Annotated in this window: 14 protein-coding genes; 7 read left to right on the top strand and 7 right to left on the bottom strand. The window is 62.1% G+C overall.

The window, feature by feature from the left end; all coding sequences use genetic code 11:
- Positions 1-58: 58 nt before the first annotated feature.
- The 6 genes from panB to P3R38_RS03485 all read left to right on the top strand — a co-directional run bounded on the left by panB (position 59) and on the right by P3R38_RS03485 (position 9,701).
- Positions 59-859, top strand: coding sequence for a 3-methyl-2-oxobutanoate hydroxymethyltransferase (gene panB / locus P3R38_RS03510; protein WP_023378641.1), 801 nt, complete (start codon positions 59-61; stop codon positions 857-859).
- Complete coding sequence (panC, locus tag P3R38_RS03505; protein WP_023378640.1) at positions 856-1,719, top strand: pantoate--beta-alanine ligase; 864 nt, start codon at positions 856-858, stop codon at positions 1,717-1,719. Before panB ends, panC begins: the two co-directional genes overlap by 4 nt.
- A 268-nt stretch (positions 1,720-1,987) precedes the next feature.
- A complete protein-coding gene (gene pgi, locus P3R38_RS03500; RefSeq protein ID WP_023378639.1) occupies positions 1,988-3,652 on the top strand; it encodes a glucose-6-phosphate isomerase in 1,665 nt (554 codons plus the stop codon).
- Between the two features lie 188 nt (positions 3,653-3,840).
- Positions 3,841-5,775, top strand: coding sequence for an acetate--CoA ligase (gene acs / locus P3R38_RS03495; protein ID WP_023378638.1), 1,935 nt, complete (start codon positions 3,841-3,843; stop codon positions 5,773-5,775).
- A gap of 41 nt (positions 5,776-5,816) precedes the next feature.
- On the top strand, positions 5,817-6,686 hold the full coding sequence (locus tag P3R38_RS03490; protein WP_023378637.1) for an oxygenase MpaB family protein: 870 nt from the start codon (positions 5,817-5,819) through the stop codon (positions 6,684-6,686).
- A gap of 78 nt (positions 6,687-6,764) precedes the next feature.
- The gene (locus P3R38_RS03485; RefSeq protein WP_277686828.1) at positions 6,765-9,701 is read left to right on the top strand and encodes a DUF748 domain-containing protein; all 2,937 of its coding nucleotides are present in this window, start codon (positions 6,765-6,767) and stop codon (positions 9,699-9,701) included.
- A 73-nt stretch (positions 9,702-9,774) separates the two neighbouring features.
- On the opposite strand, the gene P3R38_RS03480 is transcribed toward P3R38_RS03485, so the two are convergent.
- The gene (locus tag P3R38_RS03480; RefSeq protein ID WP_023378635.1) at positions 9,775-10,188 is read right to left on the bottom strand and encodes a VOC family protein; all 414 of its coding nucleotides are present in this window, start codon (positions 10,186-10,188) and stop codon (positions 9,775-9,777) included.
- A 60-nt stretch (positions 10,189-10,248) separates the two neighbouring features.
- Between P3R38_RS03480 and P3R38_RS03475 the strand changes: the two genes are divergently transcribed.
- Entirely contained in the window at positions 10,249-10,551 is a 303-nt protein-coding gene (locus P3R38_RS03475; RefSeq protein ID WP_023378634.1) for a putative quinol monooxygenase, read from the top strand.
- A gap of 71 nt (positions 10,552-10,622) precedes the next feature.
- Here the strand turns inward: P3R38_RS03475 and P3R38_RS03470 are convergent, their stop codons facing one another.
- The 6 genes from P3R38_RS03470 to infB form a co-directional block, all read right to left on the bottom strand.
- Positions 10,623-10,973 (bottom strand): BON domain-containing protein, encoded by a 351-nt coding sequence (locus tag P3R38_RS03470; RefSeq protein ID WP_023378633.1) that lies wholly within the window; start codon positions 10,971-10,973, stop codon positions 10,623-10,625.
- A gap of 263 nt (positions 10,974-11,236) precedes the next feature.
- Positions 11,237-13,342, bottom strand: coding sequence for a polyribonucleotide nucleotidyltransferase (gene pnp / locus P3R38_RS03465; RefSeq protein ID WP_277686827.1), 2,106 nt, complete (start codon positions 13,340-13,342; stop codon positions 11,237-11,239).
- A gap of 259 nt (positions 13,343-13,601) precedes the next feature.
- Positions 13,602-13,871, bottom strand: a complete 270-nt coding sequence (rpsO, locus tag P3R38_RS03460; RefSeq protein ID WP_011532144.1) for a 30S ribosomal protein S15 — start codon at positions 13,869-13,871, stop codon at positions 13,602-13,604.
- 149 nt (positions 13,872-14,020) lie between these two features.
- Positions 14,021-14,938: a tRNA pseudouridine(55) synthase TruB gene (gene truB, locus P3R38_RS03455; RefSeq protein ID WP_023378631.1), complete on the bottom strand. Its 918-nt coding sequence runs from the start codon at positions 14,936-14,938 to the stop codon at positions 14,021-14,023.
- 3 nt (positions 14,939-14,941) lie between these two features.
- Positions 14,942-15,340 (bottom strand): 30S ribosome-binding factor RbfA, encoded by a 399-nt coding sequence (gene rbfA / locus P3R38_RS03450; protein ID WP_277686826.1) that lies wholly within the window; start codon positions 15,338-15,340, stop codon positions 14,942-14,944.
- A 116-nt stretch (positions 15,341-15,456) separates the two neighbouring features.
- Entirely contained in the window at positions 15,457-17,994 is a 2,538-nt protein-coding gene (gene infB, locus P3R38_RS03445; protein ID WP_023378629.1) for a translation initiation factor IF-2, read from the bottom strand.
- Positions 17,995-17,997 lie beyond the last annotated feature (3 nt).

Here is a 17,997-nt window from a genome sequence, read left to right as displayed (position 1 = left end):
TGACTCAACGTGTTGGTCGCAGTCGTTTTTCAAAGCGCCTGAACGAGGATTTTCCTAAATGCCTGAAGTAACCCTGACCACCCTCCATGGCCTGAAGGCCAAGGGTGAAAAAATCACCATGCTGACCTGCTACGACGCCACCTTCGCCAAGGCGGCCAGCCAAGCCGGTGTCGAAGTGTTGCTGGTGGGCGACTCCCTGGGGATGGTCCTGCAAGGCCATGACAGCACGCTGCCTGTCACCACCGACGAAATGGCTTACCACACTGCCTGCGTCAAACGCGGCAACGATGGCGCCCTGATCCTGGCCGACCTGCCGTTCATGGCCCACGCCACGCCAGAGCAAGCCTTCACCAACTGCGCGACCCTGATGCGTGCCGGCGCTCACATGATCAAGATCGAAGGTGCAGCCTGGCTGGCCGAGACCATTCGACTGCTCGCCGACCGTGGCGTACCTGTGTGCGCGCACATGGGCCTGACCCCGCAAACCGTCAACGTGCTGGGCGGCTACAAGGTACAGGGTCGCCAGGAAGCCCAGGCGCGGCAAATGCGTGCCGATGCCATTGCCCTGGAGCAGGCCGGAGCGGCCATGTTGCTGCTCGAGTGCGTGCCCAGTGAACTGGCAGCTGAGATCACCCAGGCGGTCAGCATCCCGGTGATCGGCATCGGTGCGGGAAATGCTACCGACGGCCAAGTGCTGGTTTTGCATGACATGCTCGGCTTGTCCCTGAGCGGTCGCGTACCGAAGTTCGTGAAGAACTTCATGTCCGGCCAGCCAGACATCCAGAGCGCCCTTGCCGCCTACGTACAGGCCGTCAAAGAGGTCAGCTTCCCAGGTAGCGAACACGGGTTCAGCGCATGAATACAGTCAAGACCGTCCGGGAACTGCGTGCCGCCGTCGCGCGCGCGCGCAGCGAGGGCAAACGCATCGGCTTCGTGCCCACCATGGGCAACCTGCACAGCGGCCACGCCGCACTGGTGACCAAGGCGGCTCAACGAGCCGACTTCGTGGTTGCCAGCATCTTCGTCAACCCGCTGCAGTTCGGCGCCAACGAAGACCTCGACAAATACCCTCGCACCCTGGCTGCCGACCAGGAACGCCTGCTCGAGGCCGGTTGCAACCTACTGTTCGCCCCGACGGTCGAGGAAATGTACCCCGACGGCATGAGCGTGCAGACCCGCGTCAGCGTGCCGAACCTCTCCGAAGGCCTGTGCGGTGCCAGCCGACCGGGACACTTCGAGGGTGTGGCCACGGTGGTCAACAAGCTGTTCAACATGGTCCAGCCCGACCTCGCCGTTTTTGGCGAGAAGGACTACCAGCAACTGGCAGTTATCCGCGCGATGGTGCGTGACCTCAACATGCCGATTCAAATCATCGGCGAGCCGACCGTACGTGCCGAGGATGGGCTGGCGTTGTCATCGCGCAATGGCTACCTCACGCCCGAGCAGCGCGCTGTCGCGCCGGTGCTGTATCGCACCCTGAAACACATCAGCGAACAGATTACCCGTGGCCAAGTCGACTTCCCCGCGCTGGTCGAGGAAGGCAAGGCACAGTTGAACGCCGCCGGCCTGCGCCCGGATTACCTCGAAGTGCGCCACGCCGTGAACCTGCAACCGGCCACCTTTGGTGACCGTGACCTGGTGATTCTGGCTGCGGCTTACCTGGGTAACACCCGGTTGATCGACAACCTGTATCTGCACCTCGACGAAAAAACCGCGTAAGCCTGCTGCGATTGGGTGTGGAAGCGGCGTTGTGTCGCGATAGGGCTGCCCGGCAGCCCCCACCCTCTGATGCAGGGACGCTGGAATCCGGGGCTGCTACACAGCCCTACCGCGACACACGGCCGCTCCTAAAGGGATCGCGGCACGCCTAAATTCCCCTTCTCGCCCCATTCCCTGCGCCGGGCCATTGCCTATAATGATGGCCAGCCTGAACCCGGCAATCACTGCCCTGTCCAAGGCAACACCACGCACCAAGGAACCCTCCGCAATGGCGTATTACCGTACACCCCACGATGTTACGGCCCTGCCCGCCTGGCAGGCACTCCAGCAACACCGCGACGCCATGCAAGGCTTCAGCATGCGCGAAGCCTTCGCCAGCGATGCCAAGCGCTTCGACCAGTTCTCCCTGAGCAGCTGCGGCCTGTTCCTCGATTATTCCAAGAACCTGATCACCGAGCAGACCCGTGACCTGCTGGTAGGCCTGGCCAATGAGGTCGGCCTGCAGGATGCGATCAAGTCGATGTTCAGCGGCGAGATCATCAACGCTTCCGAAGGACGCCCGGTGCTCCACACCGCCCTGCGTCGTCCGGTCGGCGACAAACTCAGCGTCAACGGCGTCAACGTGATGCCGGAAGTGCACAAGGTACTGAACCAGATCACCGAGCTGGTCGGCCGCATTCATGATGGCCTGTGGCGGGGCTACAGCGAGAAACCGATCACCGACGTGGTGAACATCGGCATCGGCGGCTCGTTCCTCGGCCCAGAGCTGGTCTCCGAAGCCCTGCTGCCCTATGCCCAGCGCGGTGTGCGTTGCCATTACCTGGCAAACATCGACGGCAGCGAATTCCATGAGTTGTCGGCCAACCTGCGCGCCGAGACGACCCTGTTCATCGTTTCGTCGAAGTCGTTCAACACCCTCGAGACGCTGAAGAACGCCATGGCCGCACGTACCTGGTACCTCGCCCAGGGCGGCTCCGAAGCCGAGCTGTACCGCCACTTCATCGCTGTCTCCAGCAACAAGGCCGCCGCCGTGGCCTTCGGCATCCGCGAAGAGAACATCTTCCCGATGTGGGACTGGGTTGGCGGGCGTTACTCGCTGTGGTCGGCCATCGGCCTGCCGATCGCCCTGGCCATCGGCATGGCCAACTTCAAGGAACTGCTGTCGGGTGCCTACACCATGGACCAGCACTTCCAGACCGCGCCGTTCGACAAGAACATGCCCGTGCTGCTGGCCCTGCTAGGTGTGTGGTACGGCAACTTCTGGGGGGCATCGAGCCACGCGATCCTGCCGTACGACCACTACCTGCGCAACATCACCAAGCACCTGCAGCAGTTGGACATGGAATCCAACGGCAAGAGCGTGTTGCAGGACGGCAGTCCAGTGAAGACCGATACCGGCCCGGTAATCTGGGGCGGCGTTGGCTGCAACGGCCAGCATGCCTACCACCAGTTGCTGCACCAAGGCACCCAGCTGATCCCGGCGGACTTCATCGTACCGGTGGTGAGCTTCAACCCCGTGGCGGACCACCACCAGTGGCTGTACGCCAACTGCCTGTCGCAGAGCCAGGCACTGATGCTGGGCAAAACCCGAGAGGAAGCCGAGGCGGAACTGCGCCAGAAAGGCCTGAACGAGGCCGATATCGAGAAGCTCGCCCCGCACAAGGTGATTCCGGGCAACCGGCCGAGCAACACCCTGGTGGTCGAACGCATCAGCCCGCGCCGCCTGGGCGCCCTGGTGGCCATGTATGAACACAAGGTCTTCGTGCAAAGCGTGATCTGGGGCATCAATGCCTTCGACCAGTGGGGCGTGGAGCTGGGCAAAGAGCTCGGCAAGGGCGTCTACCAACGCTTGGTCGGCAGCCTGGAAGACAGCGCCGAGGACGGCTCGACGCAAGGCCTGATCAACTACTTCCGCGGCCGTCACCGCGGCTGATTCCGCGCCGACACCGGCTTGCTCGCGGGTGAACCCGCCTCTCCAGGTACTGCGCACGCCGTGAAGCGGCGCAGTACCCCTGGGTTCCTCCGCGAAGGGTCGGCACCGGTTGAACACCCCTCCAGCTACACTGTCCTATCGAATAGCCGAAGCAGTCCATCGCCCCGACAAGAGCAGGACAACCCGCCATGTTCGATATCCGCGATTTTCCCCAGGCGCTCGCCGTCAGCCAATCTGCCGCCATCACCCCCGACGACTACCGTCGCCTCTACCGTCAATCGGTCGAAGACCCCGACACCTTCTGGGCCGAACAGGCCAAACGCCTGGACTGGATCAAACCCTGGTCAAGCGTGCAGCAGTGCGACATGAAAAGTGGCAAGGCGCGCTGGTTCGACGGCGCCCAACTGAACGTGAGCTACAACTGCATCGACCGCCACCTGGCCAAACGGGGCGAGCAAACCGCCCTGCTCTGGGAGGGCGATGACCCTGGCGAGTCCAAGGCCATCACCTACCGAGCGCTGCACCGCCAGGTCTGCCGCCTGGCCAATGCCCTGAAAGCGCGGGGCGTGAAGAAAGGCGATCGGGTCTGCATCTACATGCCGATGGTCCCGGAGGCCGCCTATGCCATGCTCGCCTGCACACGCATCGGCGCCATCCATTCAGTGGTGTTCGGTGGTTTTTCCCCTGATGCGTTGCGCGACCGTATCCTCGATGCCGACTGCCGCACGGTGATTACCGCCGACGAAGGTATCCGCGGCGGCAAACGCATCCCGCTGAAACAGAACGTCGACAAAGCCCTGGCCAGTTGCCCCAATGTCAGCAGCGTATTCGTCGTGCGTCGCACCGGCAGCGAAGTGGCCTGGATCAACCAGCGCGACCTCTGGTACCACGAGGCGACCGAACAGGCCGGCGACGACTGCCCGCCAGAGGCCATGGAAGCGGAGGACCCGCTGTTCATCCTGTACACCTCCGGCAGCACCGGCAAACCCAAGGGAGTCCTGCACACCACCGCAGGCTACTTGCTGCAGGCCACCCTCACCTTCAAGGTGGTGTTCGACTACCGCGAGGGCGAGGTGTTCTGGTGCACCGCCGATGTCGGCTGGGTCACCGGCCACAGCTACATCGTCTACGGCCCGCTGGCCAACGGCGCCATCTCGCTGATGTTCGAAGGCGTGCCCAACTATCCGGACACTTCACGCTTCTGGCAGGTCGTGGATAAACACAAGGTGAATATCTTCTACACCGCCCCCACCGCCCTGCGGGCGCTGATGCGTGAAGGCTCCGGGCCGCTGCAGAGCACCTCGCGTCAAAGCCTGAGGCTGCTGGGCAGCGTTGGCGAGCCGATCAACCCGGAAGCCTGGGAATGGTATTTCGAGGCAGTCGGGCAGAAACGCTGCCCCATCGTCGACACCTGGTGGCAGACCGAAACCGGCGGCATCATGATCACACCCCTGCCCGGCGCGCAGAAGCTCAAGCCAGGCTGCGCCACGCAACCGATGTTCGGCGTGCAACCGGTGCTGCTGGATGACAAAGGCAAGCTCATCGAAGGGCCCGGGGCTGGCATTCTGGCCATCAAGGCCAGCTGGCCGGGGCAGATCCGCAGTGTCTATGGCGACCACCAGCGTATGGTCGACACCTATTTCAAACCCATGCCAGGCTACTACTTCACCGGCGACGGTGCTCGGCGCGATGCCGAGGGTGACTACTGGATCACCGGTCGCATCGACGATGTAATCAACGTTTCCGGCCACCGCATCGGCACCGCCGAAGTGGAAAGTGCACTGGTGCTGCATGACAGCGTCGCCGAGGCGGCCGTTGTCGGCTACCCGCACGATCTGAAGGGCCAAGGGGTATATGCCTTCGTCACGCCCATGAACGGTGTCACCCCGGACGATGAGCTCAAGAAAGCGCTGCTCGATCTGGTTAGCAAGGAAATCGGCAGTTTCGCCAAACCCGAGCTGATCCAATGGGCCCCCGCACTGCCCAAGACCCGCTCGGGCAAGATCATGCGGCGTATACTGCGCAAAATCGCCTGCAATGAACTGGAGAACCTGGGCGATACCTCGACCCTGGCTGACCCAAGCGTGGTCCAGGGGTTGATCGACACACGCCTCAACAAATAACCGGCGGCCTGGGTTCATGGCCGCCCTGAAGACAGGTCGCCATGGAAACCCTACGTCGCCGCATCGAAACCCAGGTCATGAGCCTCACCGGGCTGGCGCTGGGCCAGCTCGACCTGGAGTCGCCCAAGGGCGACCCGGGCCTGTTCGGCCCGCACAGCATCAGCTGGCGCGTGCATGGCGATTTTCCCAGCATGCTGGTCGGTGGTATCAGCGCGCTGATGCTCCAATTGCTGCACCCGCTGGCACTGGCAGGGGTGTGGGATCATTCCAACTTCCGCCACGACCTGCTTGGCCGCCTGCGCCGCACCAGCCAGTTCATCTCAGGCACCACCTTCGGCTCCACCCGCGATGCCGAATGGCTGATCGAGAAAGTGCGCACCATTCACCTCAAGGTGACCGGCGTCGCACCCGACGGCCGTCCGTATTCCGCCAGCGATCCCGACCTGCTGACCTGGGTGCACGTTGCCGAGGTCAGCAGTTTCCTGGCCGCCCACTTGCGCTACCGCAATCCGCAACTGTCTCTTGCCGACCAGGACGCCTACTACGACGAGATCGCCCTGATCGCCGAACGCCTGGGCGCCCGCGATGTGCCGCGCTCACGCCAACAGGTCGAGGATTATCTGCAGCGCATGCGCCCACACCTGCAATGTGATGCCCGTAGCCTGGAAGTGGTAGAGATCCTGCTCAACGCCCCTGCCCCCAGCCGACTGGCCGAGCCGATCGGCAAGCTGATGCTGCAGGCAGGCATCGACCTGTTGCCGGAATGGGCGCAAGCCATGCTGGGCCTTGAGCAAGGCCCTTTACAGCGGCGCATGATCCGCCTGGGAATCGAACGCACGGCCCCCGTGTTGCGCTGGGCCATGCGCAATGGCTCCGCCCACCGGGCCAAACGGCGCATGGGCATTGAGTGAGGTCAAATGGTCGCCGCTGCGGAACCGATTTAACGTGCCATACTCCAACGACCCCCGCTTAGACAGACGAAGCGACACATGTACAAAGGATTGACTCGCGCCTTCGGCGCACTGCTGGCCCTCGTTGCCCTCTACAGCCTGCTCGGCTTCCTTATCCTCCCTGGCGTCGCCCTGCGCATCGCCAACCAGCAGTTGGCCCAATACGCCACGCTACCTGCGCACCTGCAACGTATCGAACTCAACCCCTTCAGCCTCGAACTGACGCTATGGGGCTTGCAGTTGGGTGAGCCTGGCAAGGAGCAGGTCGGCTTCGAGCGGCTGTACGCCAACCTGTCGCTGGACAGCCTGTGGAAAGGCGCACTGCACTTGGATGCGGTCGAGCTCGACAAGCCGCGCAGCGAACTGCTGTTCGCCAAGGACGGCACGCTCAACCTGACCCAGCTGTTCAAGCTGCCGCCCAGTGAGCCCAAGCCCGAGGAGCCGCCGAGCGATCCGTTCCCCCTGCGCATCGGCAGCATCAAGCTCAAGGACGGCTACCTGCACTTCAAGGACGACCGCCCCAGCGAGCCGATCGAGTTCCTCTACGACGCGATGAATCTGGAGCTGAAAAACCTCAGCACCCTGCCAGATGACAACGCCGACATGACCCTGGTGGCCGCGGGTCCCAACGGCGGGCGCATCGACTGGAACGGCACGTTCAGCCTGTCGCCGATCGCCTCGGAAGGCACCCTGAAGGTCACCGACGGCAAAATGAAAGTGTTCTGGCCTTATGTACGCGATGCCGTACCGCTGGTGCTGGAAGACGGCGTGATCAACCTCGACACCCACTACACTCTCAACCTGTCCAAAGAAACACAGCTGTTGCTCGACAAGACCTCCGTGCGGGTCGCGCCCTTCGCCATCAAGGCGCCGGATGGCCGTCAGCTGGCGCGCCTGGCCAGCCTGGAAGTCAGTGATACGTCGATCGACCTGGCCAAGCAGTTGGTCACCGTCGGCAAGGTCCGCAGCGAACAGCTCGAAACCTGGGCAGCACGCGAGAAAGACGGCCAGCTCGATTGGCAGAAGCTGTTCGCCAGCCAGCCGGCCAAGGCCACCCCACAGGAGAAAGCCGAGCCCGCCGCCGCCGAGCCTACACCCGAAGAAAAAGCCGCCAAGGAGCCGGCCAAGCCCTGGCAGGTGCTGCTCAAGGACGTGCAGCTGCGCAACTACAGGGTGCACCTGGCCGACCGCAGCCAGCCGGAGCCCGTGGCACTGGACGTCGGCCCCCTGAACCTGGACTTGCAGGGCTTCGACAGCCTCAACCAATCACCCTTCACCCTGAAGCTCGACACGGGCGTCGGTAAACAGGGCAAGCTGCAAGCGGCAGGTCAGGTGAACCTGGCACCGGTCAGCGCCAAGCTCGATGTCAGCACCCGGGACATCGACTTGCGTGTCGCCCAGTCCTACATCAGCCCGTTCATCCGCCTGGAGCTGCGCAGCGGCATGCTGGGCAGCGACCTGAAGGTCGACCTCAAGAGCACCGAGCCACTGGCCTTCACGGTCGCCGGCAAAGCGCAGGTCAGCCAATTGCACACCCTGGATACCATCAAGAACCGCGATTTCGTGAAATGGCAGCAGGTCAACGTGGACGGTCTCTCGTACGTGCACGGCGACGCCCTGGCCATCGACAAGGTGACCCTGCTGCAGCCCTATGCCCGCTTCATCATCAACGAAGACCGCACCACCAATATTGACGACCTGCTGATCCCTCAACCGGCCAATGCCCCTGCCTCGGCCAAGGCCAAGCCAGCCGGAGGCGGCAGCGACAAGCCGCTGGGCATACACATCGGCCAGATCGACATCAACGATGGCTCGGCAAACTTCGCCGACCTGACCCTTACCCCGAACTTCGCCACCGCCATCCAGCAGCTTAACGGTCAGATCGGCACCATCGACAACCGTAGGCCGTCACCGGCCAAGGTCGATATCAAAGGCAAAGTCGACCGTTATGCGCCGGTTACCATCAAAGGTGCCTTGAACCCCTTCAACCCACTGGCCAGCCTGGACATCGCCACCAGCTTCAAGCGAGTCGAGCTGACTACGCTTACGCCTTACTCCGGCAAGTTCGCAGGCTTTCGCATCCGCAAAGGCCGGCTGAATCTCGACCTGCACTACCTGATCACCAATGGCCAGCTGAAGGCCGAGAACAAAGTGGTCGTCGAGCAGCTGCAATTGGGCGAGAAGGTCGACAGCCCGGACGCGGTCGATTTGCCGATTCGCCTGGCGGTGGCGCTGCTCAAGGACACCGAAGGGAAGATCTCCATCGAACTGCCGGTTGCGGGCGACCTGAACAACCCTCAGTTCAGCGTCATGCCCATCGTCTGGCAGACACTGCGCAACCTGGTGCTGCGTGCGGCACAGGCACCGTTCAAGTTCATTGGCGGGCTGATTGCCGGCGGCGGCGCGGAAGACCTTGGCAGCGTCGCCTTCGCACCAGGCTCCAGCGAACTGAGCGCCGATGCGCAGGCTGCACTGGACAAACTGTCGGCCGCGCTCAAACAGCGCCCAGAACTGCGCCTGGAGATCGAAGGCACCAGTGCCCAGAGCAGCGATGGCCCATTGATCGCTGAACAGCGCCTGGAGCGTGAGTATCAGGCCACCTGGTACAAGATCCTTCAACGCCGTGGCGACAAGGTCCCGGCCAATGCCTCGATGCTGGTAGTCGACGACAGCGACAAGCCCGCCATGCTCGAAGGCATCTACCGTAACAGGCTCAAGCAGCAGCCACCGGCCGAATGGGAGCAACTGAGCCGCGAAGAGCGCACGGCCAAGCTACGCGAAGCGGTGATCAAGTCCTGGGCTGAAAGCACAGCACTGTTGCGCACCCTGGGCCAGGAGCGCGCCAGCAGCATCAAGGACTATCTGGTCGACAAGGGCAAGCTCGAGGACGACCGGGTGTACTTCATCGACACCAACCTGGGGCAAGCCGAGCGCGATGGCCGCGTGGTGACGCCAATGCACCTGGACGCGGAGTGATCGCCAGGTCTTCATCGCCGGCAAACAGGCGCCTGTAGGAGCCCGTTTGCCGGCCAGAGAGCCACATACATCCTCACGCCAAACGCTGCCCCGACACCGCTGGGTGATAAAGCGGTTGGACCTTGTTGCCCGCCGGGTCAAGCAGGTGGAAGCTCCGGGCACCGTCGCCATGGTCGAAGGGCCGATCCAGCAGGGTCACGCCGTGTGCCTTGAAGTAGTGGTACCAGGCTTCCAGCTCCTGCACGGTATCGACGATGAAGCCGTAGTGATCCAGGGTCTGAAAACCGTTCGACGCGCCCGCCCCACGTCCAAGCGAAAGGTTGTCGTTGCCACAGGTGAGGTACACCAGGTCTTCGTTGGCCCGGTGCAGCACCTGCATGCCCAGCACGTCCACGTAGAAGCGCTCGCACTCCTCCAGGTTGGGCACCAGTAATGCGATATGACGCAGGCCGTTGAGTCGACCAGGACGGGTGGGTAATTCGGACATTCGCGCGGCTCCTATTTTGTATACAATTCGTTTGTGAATTTAAAACAAAAGGATCCGCTTGTGTACAGTCTCTTCATCAAGACCCGGGTTAAACCCGGTACCGCTGCCGCGTTCCTCAGCGCTATCAAAGCCAACGCTGCGGCTTCGGTGGCCACCGAGCCTGGTTGCCTGGTGTTCGACGTATCCCAGGACCGCGCTGACCCGGATCTGATCTACCTCTACGAAATCTACCGCGATGAGCACGCCTATGAAGCCCATACCCAGACTGCGCACTTTCGCGACAGCAGGCCGCTCGTCGAGCCCCTGATCATCGAGCAGGTGTGCTTCGAAAGCGATGTGGTAGCGCGAAACCCCGTCGCATAAAGAAAAGCCCCGGCCAATGCCGGGGCTTTCTTGAATGAGTGGCCAAATCCATTTGGCCGACGGGACATCCCTTACTCGGATTTCAGGCCATCGGCCGACACGGCCTGAACGCCCTTGATCTTCTTGGCGATGGCAATGGCCATTTCTTTCTGCGAATCGGTGATGGCAACGTCGGAAGAGAGCGAGACCACACCCTTGTTGGTTTCGACTTTGATATCGCTGCCAGGCACGCCTTTCTCGGTCATCAAGTCAGCTTTGACCTTGGTGGTGATCCAGGTATCGGAGGTTGCTTCCTTGGCTTTGGTCACCTCACCGGCCGCCAGCGTCATCGGGGCCTGGGTGGACTGCTGGGCGAATGCCGCGTTAGCCATGGTCAGGGTCAGAGCGGTAGCAGTAGCGGCAGCAATGGCGAACTTCTTCATTTAGGTCACTCCTGTTTGTCGAAAGGTCTGCGCCTTGATTCCTGGCGGCAGGTACAAGAGATATTGCACGGCATGTGCCAGCTTTTGCCTTTATAAAAACACCAATTAAATCAATGATTTATAGAAAAACCCCGGGATCGTTCATCGTGCATTTTGCACGCCGGGGGTATTTCCTGCATGCAAGATGCAAGTCCGCCAAATAGAATCGCACGCACAAAAAAAGGACCCCGAAGGGTCCTTCTTTCCAGCCTTTCGAAAAAGACTTAGACGCCCGATGCCTTGGCAGCGGCAACGTCCTTGATCGACAGCTTGATGCGGCCGCGGTTGTCCACGTCCAGTACCAGCACTTCGACTTCCTGACCTTCTTTCAGCACGTCGGTGACTTTCTCGACACGCGCATCGCTGAGCATGGAGATGTGCACCAGGCCGTCCTTGCCAGGCAGGATGTTCACGAAGGCACCGAAGTCGACGATGCGCTCGACCTTGCCCAAGTAGATCTTGCCGATCTCGGCCTCGGCAGTGATGCCCAGGATGCGCTGCTTGGCTGCATCGGCCGCTTCCTTGGTTTCGCCGAAGATCTTGATCGAACCATCGTCTTCGATGTCGATCGAGGCCTTGGTTTCTTCGCAGATCGCGCGGATGGTGGCGCCGCCTTTACCGATGACGTCACGGATCTTGTCGGTGTCGATCTTCATCGCGATCATGGTCGGAGCGTTGGCCGACAGCTCGATGCGCGACTGAGCGATGACCTGGTTCATCTGGCCGAGGATGTTCAGGCGCGCTTCCAGGGCCTGGCCCAGGGCGATTTCCATGATTTCTTCGGTGATGCCGTTGATCTTGATGTCCATCTGCAGCGCGGTAACACCCTTGGCGGTACCGGCTACCTTGAAGTCCATGTCGCCCAGGTGGTCTTCGTCACCCAGGATGTCGGTCAGGACCGCGAACTTGTCGCCTTCCTTGACCAGACCCATGGCGATACCAGCAACCGGCGCCTTCATCGGTACACCGGCGTCCATCAGGGCCAGGGAAGCACCGCAGACCGAAGCCATGGAGCTAGAACCGTTGGATTCGGTGATTTCCGAAACCACACGGATGGTGTACGGGAACTCGGTGTCGCTCGGCAGCATGGCCTGAACGCCACGACGCGCCAGACGGCCATGACCGATTTCACGACGGCCAGCACCGCCCATGCGACCACACTCGCCCACCGAGAACGGCGGGAAGTTGTAGTGCAGCATGAAGGGGTCTTTCTTCTCGCCTTCCAGGGTGTCCAGCAACTGGGCGTCACGGGCGGTACCCAGGGTCGCAACGACCAGGGCCTGGGTTTCGCCACGGGTGAACAGGGCCGAACCGTGGGTTTTCGGCAGAACGCCGACTTCGATGTTCAGCGGACGCACGGTGCGGGTGTCACGGCCGTCGATACGCGGCTTGCCGTTGACGATGTTCTCGCGAACGGTGCGGTATTCCAGCTCGCCGAAGATCTCTTTGATCTGGCCAGCGGTCGGGCCGGTTTCTTCGTTGGCCAGACGGGCAACGGCCTGGTCGCGCAATTCGCCCAGGCGGTTGTAGCGGTCGGCCTTGATGGTGATGGTGTAGGCCTGCGAGATAGCCTCGCCGAACTCGGCACGTACCAGGTTGAGCAGTTCGGTGTTGGCGGCTGGCGCCTGCCAGTCCCAGGTTGGCTTGCCGGCTTCGGCGGCCAGTTCCTTGACGGCCTTGATCACGGCCTGGAACTCGTCATGGGCGAACAGGACAGCGCCCAGCATCTGGTCTTCGGTCAGCTCTTGGGCTTCGGATTCAACCATCAGAACGGCGGTTTCGGTACCGGCCACGACCATGTCCAGGCTCGAAGCCTGCAGCTGCTCGTAAGTCGGGTTCAGCAGGTAGCCGGTGCTCTCGTGGAAGGCAACGCGGGCGGCGCCGATCGGGCCTTCGAACGGAATGCCGGAAATCGCCAGGGCAGCCGAGGTACCGATCATCGCAGCGATGTCCGGATCGGTCTTCTTGCTGGTGGAGACGACGGTGCAGACAACCTGCACTTCGTTCATGAAACCTTCTGGGAACAGCGGGCGGATCGGACGGTCGATCAGGCGCGAGGTCAGCGTCTCTTTCTCGGAAGGACGGCCTTCGCGCTTGAAGAAGCCACCTGGGATCTTACCGGCGGCGTAGGTCTTTTCCTGATAGTGGACCGACAGCGGGAAGAAGCCCTTGCCTGGGTCGGCCTGCTTGGCGCCAACCACGGTCACCAGCACGGTGACGTCGTTGTCGACGGTGACCAGCACGGCGCCGGTCGCCTGACGGGCAATGCGGCCCGTTTCGAGGGTAACGGTCGATTGACCGAACTGGAACTTCTTGATTACCGGGTTCACGGTTTCCTACCTTTTTCAGTGGCTCTGGGGGAACTGGTTTCTTGCGAATTCTTGGGCAGAACGGGGAATCGGCCCCATTGACCGTCCAGATACAACACGAGGCTGGGAGCCTGGCTGCCCAGCGGAAAATCCGCTCGACATCACCAGGCTGCCAACCTCGGAGATACGCGTGGCGTGTTGGACGCCAACGCTGTACAGCATTGCTGCCATACAGCATCGAGCATGCAACACGCCATGCACACCACTGGCCAGGCCGCTATTAGCGACGCAGACCCAGGCGACCGATCAGGGCGCTGTAACGAGTGGTGTCTTTGCCCTTCAGGTAGTCCAGCAGCTTACGACGCTGGTTAACCATACGGATCAGACCACGACGGGAGTGGTGGTCTTTCTCGTTGGCCTTGAAGTGGCCTTGCAGCTTGTTGATGTTGGCGGTCAGCAGAGCAACCTGCACTTCCGGGCTACCGGTATCGCCGGCGGCTTGCTGGTATTCGGCAACGATCTGAGCTTTTTCTTCAACGCTGAGGGCCATTTGGCTTCTCCTGATAAACGGATCCCGCAAGCGGGGTCCAATAGGCCAGGGACAATATCCCCGTATTAATAAAAGAGGTGTGACCGTGCCTACTGACAGCCACCCTCGTGTCCACAGGGCTCGGCGCAAGCCTGACCCTGTGTGTTCGGTCATTCCGACCGAATCAGTCGACGCGGCGCAATGCGCCCGTCCTCGCTCACCTCACCGATACCGATGAAGCGGGCATTGTGATCCTGTACCCGAACCATGCCGAATTGCGGCGCGTCCGGAGCACGCACTGCCTGCCCATGCAGCCAGTAGAACGCACTGTGCTCGGACAGGCGCACCAGCGGCCAGTCCTGCAAGCCGCTGTCGGACGGCATGAGGAAGCGATCGAGCGCTTCGTTGCCCCCTTCGGCGTGGGCCTGCTCGAGTTCTTCGAGCGTTACCGTCTGCGCCAGCTCGAAGGGCCCGGCCTGGGTCCTGCGCAGCTCGGCGACATAGGCGCCACAGCCCAGGGCCTCGCCGATATCCTCCACCAGGGTGCGGATATAGGTGCCTTTGCTGCAACCGACGGTCAGGCGCGCACGGGTGCCTTCGCACTCGAGCAATTCCAAGCGGCCAATAGTAACAGAACGCGCCTCGCGCTCCACTACCTCTCCTGCACGAGCTAGCTTGTAAAGCGGCTGGCCGTCGCGCTTGAGGGCGGAGTACATCGGCGGTACCTGGCTGATTTGACCACGAAAACGCGGCAGCACAGCCTCGATCTCGGCGCGACCAACGGTCACGTCGCGAGTCTTGAGTACTTCCCCTTCGGCATCGCCGGTGCTGGTAGTCTGCCCCAGCTGCATGACCGTTTCGTAGCCCTTGTCGGAATCGAGCAGGTACTGCGAGAACTTGGTCGCCTCACCGAAGCACAGCGGCAGTACGCCGGAGGCCAGTGGGTCGAGGCTACCGGTGTGACCGGCCTTTTCGGCATTGAGCAACCAGCGGACTTTCTGCAGCGCGGCGTTGGAGGTGAACCCCAATGGCTTGTCGAGCAGGATGATGCCGCTGACATTACGGCGAATACGTTTGACCTGGGCCACCGCTTACTCCCCGGCGTCCGGCTTGTCGGCATCCTGGTGCAGACGGTCTTCGGCGACCGCGCGCTCGATCAGTGCCGACAGATGGGCACCACGGCTGACGCTCTCGTCGAAGTGGAAGTGCAGCTGCGGCACGCTGCGCAGTTGCATGACACGCCCAAGGTGCAGGCGCAGGAAGCTCGCGGCACTGGTAAGGGCCTTGAGGGTCTGAGGTACGGCGTCGGTCCCGTCCTGGCCCATGACGGTGACGAAGACCTTGGCGTGCCCCAGGTCGCGGCTGACGTCCACGGCGGTGATGGTCACCAGGCCGACGCGCGGATCTTTGACTTCACGGCGAATCAGCTCCGACAGCTCACGCTGCATCTGATCACCGATGCGTTGGGTACGGCTATATTCTTTTGCCATTCTTGCTACCTGTAACGTAAAGCGGCAAACGCCCGGTCAAGCTGAAGCCTGACCGGGCGCTACCTTCAGAGGCACTGCCAAACGCCCTGGGGCGAGGCCTGCGCCATGCCCACCCCTTACAGGGTACGAGCCACCTGGACTTTCTCGAAGACTTCGATCTTGTCGCCGACCTTGACGTCGTTGTAGCTCTTGACGCCGATACCGCACTCCATGCCACTACGCACTTCGGAGGCGTCGTCCTTGAAGCGACGCAGCGATTCCAGTTCGCCTTCGAAGATCACCACGTCCTCGCGCAGTACGCGGATCGGACGGTTGCGGTACACAGTACCCTCGATGACCATACAGCCGGCAATGGCGCCGAACTTCGGCGAGCGGAACACGTCACGGACCTCGGCGACACCCAGGATGTTCTCGCGAACATCGCTGCCGAGCATACCGGTCAGGGCCTTCTTGACGTCTTCGATGATGTCATAGATCACGTTGTAGTAACGCATATCCAGACCTTCCTGCTCGACGATCTTGCGGGCGCCAGCATCGGCACGCACGTTGAAGCCGAACAGCACCGCGTTGGACGCCAGCGCCAGGTTGGCGTCGCTCTCGGTGATACCACCGACGCCGCCACCGATGACACGAACCTGAACCTCGTCGTTGCCCAGGCCGCTGAGCGAGCCTTGCAGGGCCTCCAGAGAACCGCGCACGTCGGTCTTGAGGACGATGTTGAGGGTCTTCTTCTCTTCCTGACCCATGGTCTCGAAGATGTTTTCCAGCTTGCCGGCGTGAGCACGGGCCAGCTTGACCTCGCGGTACTTGCCCTGACGGAACAGGGCAACTTCGCGGGCTTTCTTCTCGTCGGCAACCACGGACAGCTCGTCACCGGCTTCCGGCGTACCATCCAGACCGAGGATCTCGACCGGAATCGACGGACCGGCTTCCTTCACAGGCTTGCCGTTTTCGTCGAGCATGGCACGCACGCGGCCGTAGTTGGAGCCGACCAGGACCATGTCGCCCTGACGCAGGGTACCGTCCTGAACCAGGATGGTAGCCACTGGACCGCGACCCTTGTCCAAGCGCGATTCGACCACGACGCCACGACCTGGTGCGGTCGGAGTGGCGGTGAGTTCGAGGATCTCGGCCTGCAGCAGGACGGCCTCGAGGAGCTCGTCGACACCGGTACCCATCTTCGCCGAAACCTTGACGAACGGAGTGTCACCACCCCAGTCCTCGGAGGTTACGCCTTCGACGGCCAGTTCGTTGCGGATACGATCGAGGTCTGCACCCGGCTTGTCGATCTTGTTCACCGCGACCACCAGCGGAACGCCAGCTGCCTTGGCATGCTGCACGGCCTCACGGGTCTGCGGCATCACGCCGTCGTCAGCCGCCACCACCAGGATGACGATGTCGGTGGCCTTGGCACCACGGGCACGCATGGCGGTGAACGCAGCGTGGCCTGGGGTATCGAGGAAGGTGACCATGCCGCGGTCGGTTTCCACGTGGTAGGCACCGATGTGCTGGGTAATACCACCGGCCTCGCCAGCAGCAACCTTGGCACGACGGATGTAGTCGAGCAGCGAGGTCTTACCATGGTCAACGTGACCCATGACGGTCACTACCGGTGCACGAGGCTCGGTCTCACCTTCGAACTTCAGCGATTCGGCCAGGGAGTCTTCCAGGGCGGTGTCGCTGATCAGGGTGACCTTATGGCCCAGTTCTTCAGCGACCAGCTGAGCAGTTTCCTGGTCGAGCACCTGGTTGATGGTGACCGGGGTACCCAGCTTGAACATGAACTTGACGACTTCAGCGGCTTTCACCGACATCTGCTGGGCAAGTTCGGAGACCGTGATGGTCTCGCCGATGGTCACGTCACGAATGACGGGGCCGGTCGGGTTCTGGAAGCCATGCTGGTTACGCTTCTTCGGCTTGCCCTTGCCACCGCGACCGCGACGGAAACCATCGCTTTCTTCATCGGTGGTGCGTGGCGCGGCACGAGGCGTAGGAGCTTTTTCTTTCTCCTTGACCTTGACCTTGATCGACACGCGCGGGGCTTCGCCACGACGCTCGCCGCCACGACGGTCTTCGTCGCGAGTGCGGCTTTCGTTGCGACGAGTCTCGTCCTTCTTGCGCTCGGCAGCGCGTGCGGCAGCGTCTTCGGACGCTGGCGCCTCGGCCACTACCGGAGCAGCAGCTGCAGGGGCAGGCGCCGGCTCTGCCTTGGCCGCAGGGGCCGTAGCAGTGGTTTCGGCGGCCTGGCGACGGGCTTGTTCCTCGGCGCGCTGGCGAGCCTCGGCTTCAGCCTTCTCGCGAACGGCGTTCTCGGCCGCACGACGCTCTTCCAGTTCACGCTTCTGCTCAGCCTGGATCTCTTCCGGGCTGCGCTGCACGAATACTTTCTTCTTGCGTACTTCTACGCTGATGCTCTTGCTACCGGCTACACGCAGGGTGCTGGTGGTTTTGCGCTGCAAGGTGATCTTGCGCGGCTCTTCCGCCTTGCTCTTGTGGCTGCTCTTCAAATGGGTCAGCAAAACCTGCTTCTCGTTATCGGTCACTACCTGACCGGCGTCGGTGTGCGGCAGACCTGCCTCACGCATCTGCTGCAGCAGGCGCTCTACCGGTGCCTCGACCTCTTGGGCCAGTTCTTTCACCGTGACTTGCGTCATGCA

The organism is Pseudomonas sp. NyZ480, from assembly GCF_029537255.1.
GTDB lineage: Bacteria > Pseudomonadota > Gammaproteobacteria > Pseudomonadales > Pseudomonadaceae > Aquipseudomonas > Aquipseudomonas taiwanensis.
Note: the sequence above shows the minus strand (reverse complement) of the source record. Positions and strands in the feature narration are given on the sequence as shown.